Annotated in this window: 15 protein-coding genes and 1 pseudogene; 5 read left to right on the top strand and 11 right to left on the bottom strand. The window is 66.4% G+C overall.

The window, feature by feature from the left end:
• Positions 1-20 precede the first annotated feature (20 nt).
• From ACZY0R_RS04290 to ACZY0R_RS04280, 3 genes are all read right to left on the bottom strand, one after another.
• The gene (locus ACZY0R_RS04290) at positions 21-812 is read right to left on the bottom strand and encodes an HpcH/HpaI aldolase family protein (RefSeq protein ID WP_045241221.1); all 792 of its coding nucleotides are present in this window, start codon (positions 810-812) and stop codon (positions 21-23) included.
• A gap of 398 nt (positions 813-1,210) precedes the next feature.
• Entirely contained in the window at positions 1,211-1,906 is a 696-nt protein-coding gene (locus ACZY0R_RS04285) for a fumarylacetoacetate hydrolase family protein (protein WP_488857279.1), read from the bottom strand.
• A 34-nt stretch (positions 1,907-1,940) separates the two neighbouring features.
• Positions 1,941-2,363 (bottom strand): VOC family protein, encoded by a 423-nt coding sequence (locus tag ACZY0R_RS04280; protein ID WP_045241223.1) that lies wholly within the window; start codon positions 2,361-2,363, stop codon positions 1,941-1,943.
• 145 nt (positions 2,364-2,508) lie between these two features.
• Between ACZY0R_RS04280 and ACZY0R_RS04275 the strand changes: the two genes are divergently transcribed.
• Positions 2,509-3,390 (top strand): LysR family transcriptional regulator, encoded by an 882-nt coding sequence (locus ACZY0R_RS04275; protein WP_488857277.1) that lies wholly within the window; start codon positions 2,509-2,511, stop codon positions 3,388-3,390.
• A gap of 119 nt (positions 3,391-3,509) precedes the next feature.
• Here the strand turns inward: ACZY0R_RS04275 and ACZY0R_RS04270 are convergent, their stop codons facing one another.
• From ACZY0R_RS04270 to ACZY0R_RS04255, 4 genes are all read right to left on the bottom strand, one after another.
• Positions 3,510-4,100, bottom strand: coding sequence for a TetR/AcrR family transcriptional regulator (locus ACZY0R_RS04270; protein ID WP_488857275.1), 591 nt, complete (start codon positions 4,098-4,100; stop codon positions 3,510-3,512).
• A 480-nt stretch (positions 4,101-4,580) separates the two neighbouring features.
• The gene (locus ACZY0R_RS04265) at positions 4,581-5,276 is read right to left on the bottom strand and encodes a glutathione S-transferase family protein (RefSeq protein ID WP_488857274.1); all 696 of its coding nucleotides are present in this window, start codon (positions 5,274-5,276) and stop codon (positions 4,581-4,583) included.
• Positions 5,277-5,349: 73 nt separating this feature from the next.
• On the bottom strand, positions 5,350-6,519 hold the full coding sequence (locus ACZY0R_RS04260; protein WP_488859497.1) for an MFS transporter: 1,170 nt from the start codon (positions 6,517-6,519) through the stop codon (positions 5,350-5,352).
• Positions 6,520-6,832: 313 nt separating this feature from the next.
• Positions 6,833-7,987 carry an RNA-guided endonuclease InsQ/TnpB family protein gene (locus ACZY0R_RS04255; RefSeq protein ID WP_488857273.1) on the bottom strand — a complete coding sequence of 385 codons (1,155 nt, stop codon included), beginning with the start codon at positions 7,985-7,987 and terminating at the stop codon, positions 6,833-6,835.
• Positions 7,988-8,009: 22 nt separating this feature from the next.
• Between ACZY0R_RS04255 and tnpA the strand changes: the two are divergent.
• A pseudogene (gene tnpA / locus ACZY0R_RS04250) lies at positions 8,010-8,419 on the top strand (IS200/IS605 family transposase).
• A gap of 255 nt (positions 8,420-8,674) precedes the next feature.
• Positions 8,675-9,310, top strand: a complete 636-nt coding sequence (locus ACZY0R_RS04245) for a hypothetical protein (RefSeq protein WP_488857272.1) — start codon at positions 8,675-8,677, stop codon at positions 9,308-9,310.
• Positions 9,311-9,352: 42 nt separating this feature from the next.
• Here ACZY0R_RS04245 and ACZY0R_RS04240 read toward each other — a convergent pair whose 3' ends face one another.
• From ACZY0R_RS04240 to ACZY0R_RS04230, 3 genes are all read right to left on the bottom strand, one after another.
• Positions 9,353-10,648, bottom strand: a complete 1,296-nt coding sequence (locus tag ACZY0R_RS04240; protein ID WP_488859496.1) for a cytochrome-c peroxidase — start codon at positions 10,646-10,648, stop codon at positions 9,353-9,355.
• Between the two features lie 20 nt (positions 10,649-10,668).
• Positions 10,669-12,222, bottom strand: coding sequence for a metallophosphoesterase (locus tag ACZY0R_RS04235; protein WP_488857270.1), 1,554 nt, complete (start codon positions 12,220-12,222; stop codon positions 10,669-10,671).
• A gap of 71 nt (positions 12,223-12,293) precedes the next feature.
• Positions 12,294-13,967, bottom strand: coding sequence for a hypothetical protein (locus ACZY0R_RS04230; RefSeq protein WP_488857269.1), 1,674 nt, complete (start codon positions 13,965-13,967; stop codon positions 12,294-12,296).
• 259 nt (positions 13,968-14,226) lie between these two features.
• Between ACZY0R_RS04230 and blaOXA the strand changes: the two genes are divergently transcribed.
• Both blaOXA and bla read left to right on the top strand, forming a co-directional pair.
• Positions 14,227-15,039, top strand: coding sequence for a class D beta-lactamase (blaOXA, locus tag ACZY0R_RS04225; protein WP_488857268.1), 813 nt, complete (start codon positions 14,227-14,229; stop codon positions 15,037-15,039).
• A 76-nt stretch (positions 15,040-15,115) separates the two neighbouring features.
• Positions 15,116-16,018 carry a class A beta-lactamase gene (bla, locus tag ACZY0R_RS04220; RefSeq protein WP_488857267.1) on the top strand — a complete coding sequence of 301 codons (903 nt, stop codon included), beginning with the start codon at positions 15,116-15,118 and terminating at the stop codon, positions 16,016-16,018.
• Positions 16,019-16,065: 47 nt separating this feature from the next.
• Here the strand turns inward: bla and rtcR are convergent, their stop codons facing one another.
• Entirely contained in the window at positions 16,066-17,676 is a 1,611-nt protein-coding gene (rtcR, locus tag ACZY0R_RS04215) for an RNA repair transcriptional activator RtcR (RefSeq protein WP_488857266.1), read from the bottom strand.
• Between the last annotated feature and the right edge of the window lie 222 nt (positions 17,677-17,898).

Below are 17,898 nucleotides of genomic sequence, written 5' to 3'. Positions count from 1 at the left end.
CAAACCGCAAATCAAAGACATCAATAGCCCGATGCCTGCCCCGGGGTGGCTTGCCCGGCACGCATCTGCGTGACCACCTGCCTGGCACCGGCCGCCATCAGCCGGGCATCGGAGCCCACCGTGACAAACTGGAAGCCCTGTTCGATCCGGCGCAATGCCGCCTCGGGCGCGCCGTTGTGGATGCCGGCGACTACCCCGTGGGCCTTGGCGCGCGACAGCACATGCGCAATGGCGTCGGCGACGGGCGGGTCGACATCGTCGAAGGTGGGCCTGCAACCGAGCGCCAGCGACAAATCGGACGGGCCGATATAGACGGCATCGAGCCCCTGGACCGAGAGGATGTCGTCCAGGTTGTTGAGCCCCTGCATGGTCTCGATCATCGCGAAGGTGACGATGGTCTCGTTGGCGTGTTCCGGATAGTCGGCGCCGCCATAAAGCAAGCCGCGGATCGGTCCGAAGCTGCGCGTGCCCAGCGGCGGGTAGTGGGTGGCGGCGACGAACCGTTCCGCGTCTTCGCGGGTATTGATCATCGGGCAGATGACACCGTACGCGCCGGCGTCGAGCACCTTCATCAGGATGCCCGGCTCGTTCCACGGCACCCGTACCACGGGCACGGTGTCCGTGGTGGAGATCGCGGTGAACAGGGTGATGGCGTCGCGGTAGTCGACGGCGCCATGCTGCAGGTCCACCGTCAGTGAATCCCAGCCCTGGTGGGCCATGGTCTCCGCGGCGAAGCCGCTGGGGATGGACAGCCAGCCGTTGACGACAGCATGCCCCTCCGCCCACATTTTCCGAATCCGGTTCTCGCGCATTGTCTCTCCTCGCATGGGTTTGTCCGGCGCTGGTTGTCCTGTGCCACCGACTTATAGGTTATCGTACAACTTGGGCCAAGTATAAGCTTTACACGCGCTTCGTCAAGCGACGGCGGGAAGTGTCGGCAATGATCGTCTGTTTCTATAAATTTAGCGACGGCCCGGGACTGGCGCTCCGGCCTGGGGGCGGATAGCGTCCGCCTGCCGCTTTAGACGTTTTCGTCGTAGGATGTCTTACTAAACGAAATCGCTATTGGCGCACCTGGATGGTTATCCCCGCGAGCCGTCGCAGCGTTTTGTTGCTGCTGAAACGGCCCGGCGGGGAATGGGCCGGGCACGAACAGGAACCGGGCCCGGATGCACCTGGAAATACAATGAGTGGCCTTGCCGCGTTCGCCTCAGCGCTTGCCGATCCGGAAAGCGATCTCGCCGACGCCTTCGACGCCCGCGGTCACCGCATCGCCCGGCTGCAGCGCACCGACGCCAGCCGGCGTGCCGGTGAAGATCAGGTCGCCCGGCGCCAGGGTCAGGCTCTGCGATACGTAGGCAATGACGTCCGCCACTGGCCAGATCAGCTCGTTCAGGTCGCCTTCCTGGCGGGGCTCGCCATTGACCTTGAGCCATACGTGGCCCTGGGCGGGGTGCCCGACGCTGGCAGCGGGCTGCAGCGCACCGCACGGGGCGGAGGCGTCGAAGCCCTTCGACAAGTCCCACGGGCGGCTCATCTTCTTGGCGGTGTCCTGCAGGTCGCGGCGAGTCAGGTCCACGCCCACGCCGTAGCCCCACACTAGTTCGAGCGCCTGCTCCGGCTTGACGTTGGCGCCGCCTTTGCCGATGGCCACCACCAGTTCGATTTCATGATGGAGGTTATCCGTCAGTGGCGGATAGGGCACGGTTCCTTCCGCGGCCACCACCGCATCGGCCGGCTTGGTGAAGAAGAACGGCGGTTCGCGGTCCGGGTCATTGCCCATCTCGCGCGCATGCGCCGCATAGTTGCGGCCAACGCAGAACACGCGGCGGATGGGGAAGCGGGCGCTGCTGCCGGCCACGGCGACGCTCGCCTGGCCGGCGGGCTGGATGACGAATTCAGTCATGTCTGGGTTCCTGGGGGCGTATGTGAGGAGGCGATTACTTTGCAAAGACCTGGCTGATGTCGCCGAAGGCCTTGAACTCAAGAGCGTTGCCCGACGGGTCAAGGAAGAACATCGTGGCCTGCTCGCCGACCTGTCCCTTGAAGCGCACATGCGGCTCGATCACGAACCGGGTGTCGGCGGCGCGCAGCTTGTCGGCCAGTGCTTCCCAGTCTTCCATGGACAGGATCGCGCCGAAGTGCCGCACCGGCACCTCGTCGCCATCGACGGCACTGGTTGCGCGATGGCCGCATTCTTCCGGCGCGAGGTGCGCGACGACCTGGTGGCCGTAGAAATTGAAATCGATCCAGGCATCGGAACTGCGGCCTTCCGGGCAGCCGAGGAGTCCGCCATAGAAGCGGCGGGCTTCTGCCAGGTCGTTGACGGGAAAAGCCAGGTGGAATAACGGCGTTGCGCTCATGGGAGGGGCTCTTGTGGGTTGGGGCTATCGGAAGTGCGTCTGCATTGATTGTAATCAGCAGAAGTCGTAATATGAAACGAATGATTTCTGTGCTCAGCATAGAAATTTTAGATATAAACCATGATCGGACCATGAGCCGCACCGGATGATCCGCTATTTCCGTACCTTCCTGTGCGCCGCCGAAACCTCGTCCTTTTCCGCCACCGGCGCGCGCCTGGCCCTCACGCAGTCCGCTGTGAGCACGCAGATCCGCCGGCTGGAGGAAGACCTGGGATGCTCCCTGTTCGACCGGGCCGGCAAGTCGGTCGCACTGAGCGAGGAGGGCCGCAAGCTGCTTCCGGATGCCATGCGCTTTGTCGAGCTCTATGAGTCGATGAAGGGCCGCGCGCATTCGGCCTCGGATACCACGCCGCTGGATCTTGGCGCCGTCTCGACCGTGCAGGCCACGCTGCTGCCCAAGGCCATGAAGCGCCTGCGCGCCGGCTTTCCCAAGGCGCACGTCAATATCGTTCCCGGCATGTCCACCCAGTTGCTTACCCAGGTGGATGCCCGCGAGCTTGACGTAGCCGTCCTGATCAGGCCCAGGCTTGGCATTCCCCAGGAACTCAAATGGGTGCCGCTGATGCGGGAGCGCTTTGTCGGCATCGCGCCCTCCGGCTCCCCGCGCGAGCTGAAGGCGGCGCTGGCGGCGTTGCCATTCATCCGCTACAACCGGCATTCCATGGGCGGCCAGCTGGTGGACCGCTATCTCCGGCGCCACCGGCTGTGGGTGGACGAGAGCATGGAGCTGGACGAGCCAGCGGTGATCCTGCAGATGGTGGACGAGGGGCTGGGCTGCGCGATCATTCCCGCGGAACTGGTCCCGCTCAAGTCAGCGCGCAACGTCGTGGAAATACCGCTGCCGGGCGAACCGGTCTTTCGCGAGATTGGCGTGCTGGTCCGGCAGTCGGCGCTCAAGCGGCCATCCATGGCGGCACTGATCGATGCGCTCGTTGCCGAGACCGCGCACTGGCGGGACCCGGTGTAATCAGGCGCTCTCCTCGGCAAGCACGTATGCCGGGCCGCGCTGCATCACCATCCGGGCAATCACGAGCGCGGCCGGCGAGAAGCCTGTCGCGGCCCACGGCAGGCGAGGCTGGCGTGCGTTCAGCGCTTGGGCCAGGACAGCAATGTGGCCTCGACGACGGATTGCAGATCCTCTCGCGTCGCGCCGCTCTTGGCCCGCACCGCCATGCCCTGGATGATGGTGGCGATGTAGTGCGCGGCGCCGTCTGCCGTCATCCCCTTCGGCAACTGGCCATTCCCGCTGGCCAGGACGTCTTCGAACCGATCGCGCAGCAGGTCGCAAATGGCGTTGCGGTTCGACGCAAGCTCCTCCCGTATGGCTTCGTTGCCGGGCGAGCAAGCCAGGGCGGCATTCGTCTCGAGGCAGCCGTGCGGCGTGCCCGCGCCAGTGTGCAGTTCGACCATGCCATGCAGCAATCGCTCGGCGATCCGTCGAGGCGTTGGCTCGGCCAGCGCAGCCTGCCGGAAGGCCAGATAGCGCTGATGGTAGCGCTCGAGAACTTTCCTGAAGAGCGTCTCCTTGTTGACGAACGCGCCATAGAGGCTCGACTTTGTCAGGCCGGTGGCTTCGAGCAGGTCTGCCAGCGAAGTCCCCTCGTAGCCGTTTTCCCAAAATGCCCGGAGTGCCAGGTCGAGAACCTCGTCTTCGTCGAATTCGCGCGGTCGTGCCATGGAATCGTGCAGCAGGAATGGAAACCATGATTGTAGACCACCCGGTCCGTAATATCGGGTCGCCGCGCTGACCAGGCCGCGCCGAAAAAAAAAAGACGCCCCGGGCGGCGGGAGCGCACTCGGGGCGATGAGGACGAATTAGCGGTACCACGGGGTGCCGCCCGCCAGCAAATCGAAAAATCGGAGAGTCAGCGAGCGGGACGGATCACACGCTGCAGAACACGTGCCCGCATATTAAGCAGCGCGGCAGGGGATCAAAGCGCGGAGTAGCAGGGCCATTGCGGCCCTATCCCGGCTTTAGGCACCAGGGCGGTGCCCATGGCCGGGCGATGGGGCAGGCCTGGCTGTCGCACACGTCACTCGCCGTCTCGGGAGGTGGCTCCGGCCGGCTGGCCGCGCAGACGCATTGCCCCCCAGCCCGCGGTTCCCGGACTCGCGCCCTATTGCGGCAACGACATCGAATGGCGTCCCTAAGGAAGATCAGGCAACCGGCGGCTCGTCCCGCAGAAAGCGCGCCGGGATGGCGTCCTTGACCGGGAACAGGTGGAAGTAGGGGCGGGCTTCGGCGATGACACGTTGCACGGACGGGCGGCCCCACAAGCGCTCCGCATAGGCGGCCAGGCGCGGATGCGTTTGCGCGAACGGCATCACCATGCCCGCATAGAACAGCGCCGGCTCCGCCGAGCAGTCCGCCAGGGTGAAATGCTCGCCCGCCATCCAGGTCCTGTCCGCCATGTGCTGCTCGATCATGTCATAGGAAGTGCGCAGCGTGGCCTGCGCGTCTGCGATGCCGCGCGGATCGCGCTCGCCATCGGCCCGCAGCCGGTCGCCCACGATCTTCTGCATCGGGAGGTGCACGTAGTGGTCGAAGGTGCGGTCCCATAGCCGAGCCTCGCGGCGCTCGTCGTCCGTGGCAGGCAGCAGCGGGCGCGCGCCGGGGTAGTGCTGGTCGAGATACTCGATGATGATCGTGCTTTCCGGGATCGTCAGGCCGCGGCTGTCGTCGCGCAGGACTGGCATCTTGCCGATGGGCCAGAGCGCCAGGAAGGCGGCGCGGGAGTCCGGCTCGCCAAGGTTGACCAGATGGGTGGAAAACGGCGTGCCGTTCTCGTAAAGCGCGATCAGCACCTTGTGGCAAAACGAGGACAGCGGATGAGCATGGAGCGTCAGGGCCATGATGGTTGCCTCCTTGTCGTTCCGGCCGCAGCCGGGATGCCGGCGCCCGTTGCGGGCTGCCGGGCGGGGCCGTTTACGTGGCGACCACCTGCGGCGGGCGCGGCCGGGTGGCAAACGCGAAGGCGATCTGCGTCAGTCCCGCGGACAGTCCCAGCGCCACGCCGATTTGCCACGCCAGAGTATAAGAGCCCAGCGCATCGTAGACCAGCCCGCCGCCAAACGCACCGACGAAGCTGCCGATCTGGTGGCTGAAGAACGCCACGCCGCCAAGCATCGCCTGCCAGCGCAGGCCGAAGGTCTCGGCGATCCAGCCTGCCACCAGCGGCGCCACGCCCAGCCACAGGAAACCCATCACCGCGGCGAACACCAGGGTGCTGCCGGGCGTGGGCGCGGACGAGAAGTACCAGGTCAGCGCAAGCGAGCGCACGGTGTAGATGGTGCCGAGCAGCATGAGCTTGTTGACCCGGCCGCCGGCCCAGCCGAAGAACAGGCTGCCCAGCACGTTGAAGCCGCCGATCACGCCCAGGGCCTTGGCGCTGAGCATGGGGTCCATGCCGCAGACGTCGAGATACGAGGGCAGGTGCGTGGTGAGGAAAACCAGCTGCATGCCGCAGACGAAATAAGCGGCGCCCATGACCAGGAAGGCCTTGTGCCGCAAGGCCGTGCCAAGCGCCTCGCGCGCGTTTTGCTGCACGCCGCCCGGCGGCGTGGGCAGCGGCAGGCGATCCACGTTGCCGGCAAACCATGCGGCCGGCAGCATCACCAGCGCTAGCACGACAAAGGCCGCCAGGCCCACGCGCCAGCCGTAGGATTGCGCCACCATTTGCCCGATCGGCGCGGCTACCAGGGCCCCGAGCGAGCCAGCACCCGACACGATGCCCAGCACCGTGCTGCGCAAGGCGGCCGGCACCGGGCGTGCCGCGACCGCCATGGAAATGGCGCTGCCAGTGCAGGCCATCGACGCCCCGATCGCCACGCCGGCGCCGAACGTCACGCCCACGATGCCGTGGGCGGTGGCCAGCAGCACCAGTCCCAGCACATAGAGCAGCGAGCCGCTCATCATCAGGGGCCGGAATCCTACCCGCGTGGCCCACGCGCCGGCCAGCGGCTGGAGCAGGCCCCAGGCCAGGTTCTGCACCGCAATCGCAATCGTGAAGTCTGACACCGAGATGCCGATGTCCCTGGTCAGGGGCGGCATGAAGATGCCCAGGCTCTGCCGCAGGCCCATGGCCAGGCTGAGCATCACGGAGGCGCCGAGCAGGATCGGCAGGACGGGTCGGAGGTCGGTCAGGCGGGGAGGCACGGTGGGGCTGTCTCTGTTGTTGTCTTTGTCTTGTTGTTCTCTTATGCCGGCTCGCCCTGGGCAGCCGCGAACAGATACGAACACACGTGAACAGCCACGCAGGGCTGGGCCAATGGCTCAAGCGAGGGTAATTCCGAACGAAATCGAATTGACATCCTCCCCTGCCTGAAGGCAGGGGATTCCTACGGCGCTACGCGATGAGCTGCGCAATCGCTTCGGTGGGTTCCTGCTTCGCAGAGCGGCCTGACTGCACCTACTCTCCACAGGCTGCAACGCGGTGTCCCCGCGCCAAAACATTGATCGCGCCGACCACATCGGCGTTTTCCTCGAATCCGCACGCCACACACGCGAACTTCGCTTGCGTGGTTCGGTTATCCGCCGACGCATGGCCGCAGCATGGGCAAGTGCGGCTCGTGTTCGCAGGCGGCACGGCAATCAGCCAGCCGCCGTTCCATGCCAGCTTGTATTCCAACTGGCGGCGGAACTCGAACCAGCCTTGGTCGAGGATGGATTTGTTCAGACCGGATTTGGCCCGAACGTTGTTGCCCGGCGCTTCGGTGTCGCCTGCCGCCGACCTGGACATGTTCCGAACCTGCAAGTCCTCGATACACACCATCGCGTGGTTTTGGCTGATCGTGGTCGTGGCTTTGTGCAGGTAGTCGCGGCGGGCGTTCCCGATGCGGGTATGAATACGCTGGACACGGGCTTTCGCCTTCTTCCAGTTGTTACTGAACTTTGTCTTGTGGCTCATTGCGCGCTGGTAGCGGCGCAGCCGGGCCTCATGCCTTTTGAAGCTATTGAGCGGCGCGAGGAACGTCCCATCGCTAAACGTGGCGAACCGGGCAATGCCCATGTCGATGCCGACCGCGCTGGCAGCGCTTGGCACCGGCTGTTCGACCTCCCGCTCGGTCTGGATGCTCACATACCACTTGCAGCCCGACAGACTGATCGTGGCGTTCCTGAGCGTGCCCAACACGTCCCGGCTATTTCGATAACGCAGCCAGCCGAGCTTGGGCAAGAAGATACGGCTGTTGCACTGGTCGAGTTTGATCTGCTTCGAATCGGGATATCGGAAGCTGTCTGATTGACCTTTCTTCTTGAACTTCGGGAACGCTGACCGCTTGGCGAAGAAGTTCCGGTAAGCCCGCTCCAGATCCTTCAAGGTCTGTTGCAGCGGATGAACCGGCGCATCGGACAACCAGGGCGTATCCGCGCCGTTGCGCCACTCGGTGAGTGCCTTGCACAGCCCGGCATAGCCGAGCTTCTTCTCGCCCTGCTCGTAACGGGTCTTCTGCAACGCCAGCGCCTTGTTGTAGACGAACCGGCACGAGCCAGCGAAGCGGCGCAAATCGCGCTGCTGCTCGCCGGTCGGCATCAGTTCGAATTTGAAGGCTTGGAGACGTCGCATCTGGCTATTGTACAGTTGGCCTATGAGTACAAACCAAGACATTCGGCACGGTCGGCACTGCGTCTTCCTGATGCATGTCCATTTGGCCCTTGTGACCAAATATCGGCACGATGTGTTCACCAAGGAAATTCTGGACGATATGCGCGGCATCTTTGCCAGCGTCTGCCGCGACTTGGAATCCGAACTGGTGGAATTCGATGGCGAGGACGACCAGTGCTGGTGAACTACCCGCCAAAGGTCGCGGTGTTGTCGCTCGTGAACAGCCTCAAGGGCATTTCCAGCCGAATGATCCGACAAAAGCAATACCCCAGCATCGGCAAGAAGCTATGGGGCGGCGCGCTGTGGTCGCCGTCCTACTTCGCCGGGAGCTGTGGTGGCGCACCCATCGAAATCGTGCGCCAGTACATTGAGCAACAGAAAACGCCGCATTAGCTGCGGCAAAGGGCGCCTACGGCGTCCGCGCTATCCTTCCCCGCCCTGAAGTATGGGGCTTGACGCGCATTCCGGTCAATTTGGATCTCCTTAAGCGCCCCTTCGCGCAGCGCCGGCGTTCGCGCGATCGCGGCGCCATTGACTGCGTTCCCAGCGACGCGCAGTTCGTGATCGTCGGGACGCCGTCGCGCTGCGGAAAGCTATGTCAAACATGCCGGTGCCTGGCGGATCGCGGCCGGCGCCATCGGGCATCCGGTGGACGCGCATGGCGAATCAATGCGCGTATGCTTTGCCAACAGCCAACTTTCCCGCATTCCCATGTCGAAAGTCTGCAAAGTGGGCATCCCTCTGGGCCCGGCATCGCTCCTGGCGCTCGCGCTGACCGGCTGCGTGTCCCACTACCGGGTCGAGACCGGCGCACCCGCCGCCCGTGTGCGGTTGCTGACCAATACGGAAGACAACACGACCTTCAGCGTGGTGGATGCGGGTAAATGTCCCAAGCCGCCCAAGCCGCTCTTGCTGGGCGCGACCGGAAACCAGATCACGGCGATGGGCAGGGAACCCGGCCTGGCGATGACGGGGATCTCGCCGGAGCCCCCCGGCCGCACGCGCGAACGGTGGTTGCTGGCAGGCCATCGGATCTACCTGACCGCGATGGCGGCATCGGCCGCCGACGACCAGCCTTACCGGTGCGCGGTGGGCATTTCCTTTGTGCCGCTGCCAGGCTGGGAGTATGAGTTCCGCTTTCAGCGCAATGCCGCCGCGAAGAGTTGCGGCGGACAGGTGCTGCGGCTGGTCCGGGCAGAGGGCGGCGCCATCGCAACAACGCCCGATCCTACGCAACGGGTCTTTCGCGGCTTTGAAGCGGACGCGGTCTGCGCGGCGCCGTGAGGCAGCCCGGCGCTGCCGTGGCGCAGCGCTTAGCCGGGCCGGTCAGCGCTGTGCCGCCGCCGCGGCCGGCATGAGGCCGGCATAAGGCGCATCGGTCAGCGTTCGCAGGAACGCCACGAGATCGTCGATCTCCGCTTCGGTCATGGCCGGGGCTGTTCCCGCGCGCCGGTTCATCGGCGTGGAGTTGATGTTGATGTTTCCCCGGTAGGCCGCCGGCACGTCGTCGAAGGTCCTGGCGCCGCGATACCACTTGCCCGGATCGGTCGAGCGCGTGTTGTAGAACGCCACCGCATCGCGCAGCGTGGTGAACACACCGTTGTGCATGAAGCTCTGGCGCACCGCCACATTGCGCAGGCCGGGCGTGCGGATATAGCCGCACCATTGCTCCGGCTCGGGCCAGCGCAGGCGGCGGGCGCTGTCGCACAAGCCGTTGTCGAAATGGCCGGGGTCGCGGTTGGCGGCCAGTGCGCGGTTGCGCGGAACGGCAATAGCGTCGTAGCCAAAATCCGTAAACAGCGAGCGCTCGGGACGGCTGGCGGTGTCCGCCAGCGTGTGGCAGCTCATGCAGTTGCCCTTGTCCGGGTTCTTGAACAAGGCCAGGCCGCGCGCTTCCTGCGGTGCCAGCGGCGTGCGGTGGCGCAGGTAGTCATCGAAGCGGGAACTGAAGGGCGCCATCTCATCGCTCTGCAGGTAGGCCTCCAGCGCCTTGCCCAGCGCCCTCACCATTTGCTCGGGATCGGTCTGTACCGCGGCGCCGAAGTGCTGGGCCAGCGCGGGTGCCAGCTCGGTCCCCCTGACCTTGCGCAGCAGGCTGGCGGGGGTGCCGTTGTTCATCTCGTTGGGATCGAACAAGGGGCCGCGCGCCTGCTCCGCGAGTGTGTCGGCGCGGCCGTCGGCGAACAGGCCGCCGAAGGGCGACGCGTAGGGCGCGTCGTCGTCCTGGTAGAAGTGCCGGCGCGGAATGTAGCGCACGTAAAGCAGCGACGGCGCGTTGCGCAGGCTGAAGCGGCCGGGCCGGCTGCCCTGGGGCACGTGCGGCCCGGCCAGAGCGGCGGGCGATAGTGATGGCGCGAAGGCACGCGCCGGGTCGTGGCAGGCGGCGCAGGACGTGCCGCGCGGCTCCGACAGGCGGGCGTCGAAGAAGATGCGCTTGCCCAGCGCGGCCAGGCCAAGATCGGGGCGGAAGACGGCGGCGGTGGGGTCCACCTTGGCGGTGACCTTTGGCGTGCCATTGCCGATGGTTGCCACCACGCCCGCGGGCGGGGCGCCCGGCGTCAGCACCACGCCGGGCGGCGACGCCGCCAGGCAGGCACCGCCAACGCAGGCCAGAACGGCAATGGCGGCGCGCGTGGCTGCGCTCACGGCGCCAGGAAGCCGGTCTTGTCGCAAGCCAGCGTATTGGAGGTCTGCACGCAGGTAGCCATCAGTTTGCCGGCCACGCTATAGGCCTTGAAGGTCCAGCCGGTGGCGGGCGATGCGTTGCGCTCCATCATCACGAAGCCGAAGCTGCTGTGATGGGTGATCTTGTCGATGACGGTGCCGGGCGCGGGAATCGTGCCGGTCGGCAGCGGATCGGGCAGCGCTACGTCCAGGTTGTCGCCGCCGTTGCCGGACACGATGGTGGCCGGGTGGCCGGAGGCGAAATTGATGGCCTGGAAGTCATGCACGTGACCGTGCAACGCCACATGCACGCCGACCGGGTAATAAGCCTGGGCGTTGGCGTTGCTCATCACCGACTGCAGCGCCAGGTTGCCCGGCGCGGGGTTGTTGCCCGCCACCGGCGCAAAGGCCAGGATAGGATGGTGGTTGGTGAACAGGGTGGTGCTCATGCCCGGCCTGGCGGCGAGCCAGCCCACCGTCTGGAACTGCTTCTGGTAAGCGATGAACTGCGGGTCGTTGGTGGGCAGCGCGGTCTTGCCGGCCTTGGCCGAGTCGAAGACGATGACCTGCGAACCGGTGCCGAGCGCAACGGCGTAGGGCTCGGAGTAGTTGGCGTTGCCGTCGTTGGCCGGGTCATTGCAGGAGCGCGCGTCCGAGTACGGGCGCGGATCGAGGAAGCGGAACCAGCCCTGGCCGGCACGGGCACATTCCTCATGATTGCCGCGCACCACCACCCACGGTGCCTTGGCCATCAGCGCGGCGGCGGGCTTGAAGAGGTCGGCCTGCCAGGTATCCCAGCCATAGCCCCACGGCGTGCCTTGGCAGCCGGCGATATCGGGCGGGCAGAGGTTTTCGCGATAGTGGTAGTCGCCGATATGCATGACCAGGTCGGGGTTCATGCCGGCGGCGGTGGCGGCGAGCGCGGCAAACGGCCACGCGGTGCCGTCGCTGCAAGGCTGGTAGGCGTTATCCGCCTTCTTCAGGCGGCAGCCGGTGTCGGCCAGCACCAGCACGCGCTGCGGCTGGGCCTTGGGCAGCGGCAGCGTCTGGCCCGCCACGCTGGCGGCGGCGGCATTGGCCGGCAGGGTCGCTTCGCATACCGAGACCGGGAAGTCCGATGGCTTGGAGTCGGCAGGGGCGCTGGCGGTGGTGCGCAGCGGCATGGTGCCGGCGCCCACGCGCAGCGCCATGCGCTGCTGCACGCCGTCTACCGTCAGCAACGGGCACAGGGCATTCGACGGCAGTGCGCTGCCCGCGGCGGCGGCCGGCGCCGTATAGCTGGTGATGACGCGGGCGATGGCCTGGTTGCTGTCGCCGATCTCTACCCACGCGGCCTGGATGTTGGCGCTGGCGCTGGCTGTATCGCCGGCCGGCACGACCGGCGCGGCGGGAGCGGCCGGGGCCGCTGCCGCGTCCGTGCTGTCGCTGCCGCAGCCGTGCAGTACCGCTGCCGTGGCCAGCACCGCCAGGATGGCGCCGATGCCGACGCGCGTGGCGGGTCCGGCGCGCCGGTTCGCTTTGGGGTTGCCCATTGTTCTATCTCCCTGTTCGCCTTGTTGGCGAGGCGGAAATATACGGAAGGGATGTTTCGGCGCGATGAACGTTATGTGTCAGCGCAGCGGTCCTGGCCCCCGCGGCGGGCGGCGCGCATGGCTTCAGCCGCGGCCAGCTGCAGTTCGCGCGGCAGCGCGGTGATGGCGGCATGGAAGAAGCGGCGCTCCGCCGGGCGCAGCTTGCCGAGCAGGCCGGCCAGGCGCTCCACGGTCGCAAACGCGGCGGGGGGCTCGCCGTGCTCGAAGGTGTGGAACCAGCTGGCTTCGAGCAGCAGGTTGGCGAGTTGCAGGGCGCCGTAATGCACGTGCCCGGCATCGTGCTCGTCCAGCGCGAAGCCGGCCAGCGACGACCAACTGATAAAGCCCTTGGCGCGGGCAAACGGCGCATGGAAGGGGCGCAGCGCGTCCACCGCTTCGTCGAGCAGCAGCGGCCGCTGCGCGCGGAACGCCCTGAGCGTGCCGCCGCCGTCCTGCGCGCAGTTGCCGCGCGCGATACGCAGCAGGAAAATGATGTTCCACGCCGAGCCGCCGCCCACGCCGAAGCGGTCGCAGATCCACTCCGACAAGCCCAGCCAGCGCACCGACTGGCGCTGCACCTGGCCGGCGGGCCACTGGCGCGCCGGGTCGATCAGGGCATGGTTCCAGAACAGCCACAGGCACAGGCCGAGATTGGCGGCCACGTGCTGCGCGGCATCTACTGAGTCCGCTTCGTACGCGGCCTGCAGCGCGCCGGAGAAGCCCGCCACGGCGGCTTCGGCGGCCTGCCGGGCTGCCTCCGGCTGCGTGGCCATGTCGCGGATCGCCACGGTCTTGTGGATCAGCGCGCCCAGGTTCAGGGTTTCAAAGCGCACGCGCGGGTTGTAGCGCACCACCGGCTGCAACTCGGGATCCGCGGCAAGGCTTTCCAGCTCGGCCTGCGCCGCTTCCATCTGGTTGCCGGCATAGCGCTCCCAGGCGCGCACCACGCGCGCCATGGCGGCGAAGGTGGGCAGGGCGGTATCCACGGTGCCGGTGCCGACGATGCGGTCAAAGCGCTGCAGCGCCGCACGGCTGCGCGCGAGGTCGTCGCCACGCCGCCACGCCAGGCTCTCCTTGAGCAGGGCGAAGGCGTGCTGGAAATCGTCGGTGGCGCAGCGCTGCGCCGCGCGCAGGGCGTTGGCCACGCCGTTGCTGGCGCTACCCCCCGCAACGCCCACGCCGTCCTGCATGCCACGCATGGCTTGCGTGAGGTGGCTCCAGTAGCTGATGTCGCGCATCACGTAGTCGACGGCAGGATTGCCGGGGCTGCCGGGATTTCCATCGCCCCCCTGGCCGGCGCGCTGCGCGGTACCCGTGGCCGGTCCCACGAAGCACGCCAGCGCCGCGTCGCCGGCACGGCGGCCGTCCACGGTAAAGCGCAGGCGCTTGCAGGCTGCCGCAGCGATCCAGAACGGCCCGCGGCTGCGGTGCGCCGGGTTGAGTCCGGCGGCGCCCTGGCTGCGATCCGGCCCCCAGCCCACCGGGATGTCCCAGCGCGCGAAATCGGCAAAGGCGCGGGAGACCAGCATGCGGATATTGGCGGCGTCGGGAAAGCGCGTTCGCAACTGCACCGCTGGCACGCCGGTGGCGCCGCTGCGCGCGGCCAGGCAGACCGCGGCGAGCAGCCACAGGCTCTGGTAGCGCGCGGGCTCGCCATTGACGCGAAAGGGCGCGGACAACTCGATGGTGAGGGCGGACTGGGGCATGCGTTCGCGGATCGATTGGAGGGCCGTGGGCGCCTTCGGCGGGCACCGCCAGAACGCGCAGGTTACAGAGGTTACAGCAAATGCTCTTGGCGGCGTGCCGCCGGACTCCTATGCTCCGCTTCGTCCGCCAGGCCTGGCCAGCAATCCCGTGCGCCCTTGCCGCTGTTCGTGCCCCGGCACGTCACCGGCAGGGCAGCAGGGACCGCCACTTCTTCGCAGCGACGGCTGCGCGGGGTGGCTCCGATCGCTACTAAGAACAATGGAGAAGATCTTGAAGCAAACCGCAATCCTGGCCGCGCTATGCGCGGCGCTCTCGGTCTCAACGGCCCGTGCGGCAGTGCTCTGCACGGTGATGGCGGACGCCGCCAGCGGCAAGGTCCTGAAACAGGAGGGTACCTGCGGCCAGCGCGTGACCGTCGCATCGACGTTCAAGGTGCCTCTGAGCCTGATGGGCTTCGACTCGGGGCTGCTGGTGGACGAGCATGCGCCGGCCATGCCGTTTCGTGCGGCGTATCGCGAGAGCAATCCCGCCAAGCGCGTTACCACGGATCCCGAACGCTGGATGAAGACTTCGGTCGTGTGGTACTCGCAGCAGTTGACGCAACAACTTGGCGAAGCGCGCTTCCGGCGCTATGTGGGCGAGTTTCAATATGGAAATGGCGATGTCTCGGGGGACCCCGGGAAGCACAATGGGCTGACGCACTCATGGCTCAGTTCGTCGCTGAAGATCTCGCCGCTGGAGCAGGTCGCTTTCCTGGCGAAGGTAGTCAATCGCAAATTGCCCGTCTCCGCGCATGCTTACGACATGACGAGCCGGATCATGGCGATCGGCGTGCTGCCGGATGGATGGGCCGTGCACGGCAAGACAGGCACCGGCGCTCCGATCCTGGCCAATGGGTCCGAGGACTGGAACCACGGCTATGGATGGTTTGTCGGCTGGGCGACGAAAGCGGGCCGCAGCGTGGTGTTTGCCCGCCTGATCCAGGACGAAAAGAAGGAGCCGGTCAGCGCCGGCTTGCGCACGCGGGAAGCGTTCATGCAGGAGCTGCCGGGACTATTGGCCTCCCGCTAAAGCCGCGGCATCCGACGGATGCCATGTCAGCCGGAATGGCAAATGGCATCCGTTCCAACATCACAGGAAAAGACAGATGAGACACTCACCCGTTCGCCGCACGCTGCTGCTTGCCGCTGTTTCGGTTCCTTTCACCAGCGCCTGTACCCCGTGGGCAGGCAGAGCCGGGGGGAGCGCCGCGGCGCAAGACCGCCTTGCCGCTCTCGAGTCCGCAGCGGGCGGGCGGCTCGGGGTCGCGGCGCTGAATACGGCCAACGGCGTGCGCATCAGCCACCGCGCCAGCGAACGTTTTCCGCTCTGCAGCACGTTCAAGGTGCTCGCGGCATCCGCCATCTTGCAGCGCAGCGCGGCTGAAAGCGGACTGCTGCAACGGCGCATCGCCTACACGAAAGACGAACTCGTTGCGTATTCACCGGTCACCGGAAAGCACGCAGGCGAAGGCATGACGGTTTCGGAACTCTGCGCGGCCGCGCTCCAGTACAGCGACAACACGGCTGCCAACCTGCTGATGAAGATACTTGGCGGTCCCGCCGCCGTGACGGCGTTCGCCCGCTCGATCGGCGACGACGCGTTCCGGCTCGACCGCTGGGAGACCGAACTCAACACGGCGATACCGGGCGATCCGCGCGACACGTCGACACCCGCGGCGATGTCGCGGAGCCTGCAACGGCTCGCGCTGGGCGATGCGCTGGGCGCGGCGGAGCGCGGCAGGCTGGTGGAATGGATGCGCGGCAACACGACCGGCGCGATGCGCATCCGCGCCGGCGTGCCAGCGGATTGGCAGGTGGCGGACAAGACCGGTTCCGGCGACTACGGCGCGGCCAATGATGTTGCCGTGGCGTGGCCGCCCGGAAAGCCGCCTGTCGTGATGGCAATCTATTTCACGCAAGGCGACAAGGACGCGGCATATCGGAACGACGTGCTGGCAACGGCCGCGCGGATCGTGGCCGAAGCGATTGGTCAGGCCGGCATGGCCTGAGCGGGCTTCATGCTTCGTTTCCTCACTGAGAGCACGGGGGCCGCCCCTCAGGCCCCGCTCGCGGCGGCGAACGTCAGGCCGAACTTGCCGAGGTACTTGGCCAGCCGGTCGCTGTCGTTGCTGCTGCTCTTGCCCAGCCGCGAAACCGCGAACAGTTGGCGCCCGGCCTCGGCCTGGCTCCGGCTGCGCTGGCACACGCCCAGCACGTAGTCGAGCTGGACTAGGTCGAAAGGGTCCGTGGCGGCCAGCACGGCGGGGTCTAGCAGCGCTTGTGCCAGGCGCTGGCCCGACACCTTGCCGTTCTTTTGTTCGTCGTCGCCGTCCTGCCAGGATTCGCTCAGGCGCGTTATCTCCGCGTCCACGGCGCGCGCATCGATGCGGCCGCTGTCGGCCAGCGTCATCATGCGCGTCACTGAAGCCGCGAGGTCGCGGAAGTTGCCGCGCCAGCAGGCCTGCGGGGACACCGCGAAATCCAGCCACGCCAGGCGCGCCTCCTTGTTGAAGCGCACCTGGCTGCCGAGTTCGCGCGCCTGGCGCGCGAGCTCATAATCCAGGTTGGGCTCCACGTCCTCGGGGCGTTCGGCCAGCCCCGGCAAGCGGTAAGTCCACAAGTTGATGCGGGCGAACAAGTCCTCGCGGAAACGCCCCGCGCGCACTTCCACGCGCAAGTCCCGGTTGGTGCCGGCGATCAGCTGGAAATCGCTCTGCACCTCCTTGTCGCCGCCCACGGGAAAGAACCGTCTCTCCTCGATTGCCTTGAGCAGCATGGCCTGCTCGTCCAGCCCCAGCTCGCCGATCTCGTCCAGGAAAAGCAGGCCCTGGTGGGCCGAGCGCAGCCAGCCCGCGCGCTCGCCCTGCGCGCCGGTAAAGGCGCCCTTGACGTGGCCGAACAAGGCGGACATGGCGCCGTCGCCACGGATGGTGGCGCAGTTCACTTCCACAAAGCCGCCGCTCAGTTGATGCCGGCCCTTCTTCAGTTCAAACACCCGCCGCGCCAGGAAGGACTTGCCGGCGCCGGTGGGCCCGGTCAGCAGCACCGGCGCACGCGAGCGCAGCACCACGCGCTCGATCTCGCCGATCATGCGGTTGAAGGCGGGATTACGGGTGGCGATGCCGGACTTGAGCAGCGATACCGCGTCCTGCTGCTCGCGCGAGAAGCGCGCGGCGAGCTGATCGTAGCGGGACAGGTCGAGGTCGATGGCGGCATAGCTGCCCGGATGGCCGCTGGCCTGCCGCAAGGGTGGCGAGGTTTGCAGCAGGCAGGCCGGCAGGTAGCGCGCCTCGGTCAGCAGGAACAGACAGATCTGCGCCACGTGCGTGCCGGTGGTGATATGCACCCAGTAATCCTCGCGTTCCGTATCGAAGCGGTAGCCGCGCGCGAACTCATGCAGCGAGGCATAGACCTCGCTGAAATCCCAGGGATCCTCCAGCGCCAGCAGGTTCAGCCGGACCTCGGTCTCCGGCGAAACCTTGGCGATATCGGCCGCGACCAGTTCGGCCAGCATCCGGTGGCGGGCTGTATAGAGAAGCTCGAAGCGGTCTACCAGCAGGTCTTCGTGCTGGCACAGCGCGACCGTGGGCCGCCATTTCTCCCAGCGCGCGGAGCCCTTGCCGCGGTCGAGTTGCGTGCCGATGAAGCCGATGACGACTTTTTTCATGTTCTCTTGATTTATATATAGCTAGATAAATATATATAAATAGAGGCAATTCAATAAGCCAAAATCCGGCATTCATTCTCCATCAGTCGAAGAAAAATCTTTTTATATCAATGGCTTGCCGGCTTTGTGCTCAAGCCGGTCGTGCCCTGGCACACCGATTGCTGAATAGAGACTATCGAATACGGTGCAGGCCGAAAGCCAACGGCAGCCAAACCAGGCGCA

Source organism: Cupriavidus sp. F041 (assembly GCF_057814235.1).
The sequence above is the reverse complement of the archived record's forward strand: the minus strand, read 5'-3'. Positions and strand labels throughout refer to the sequence as shown.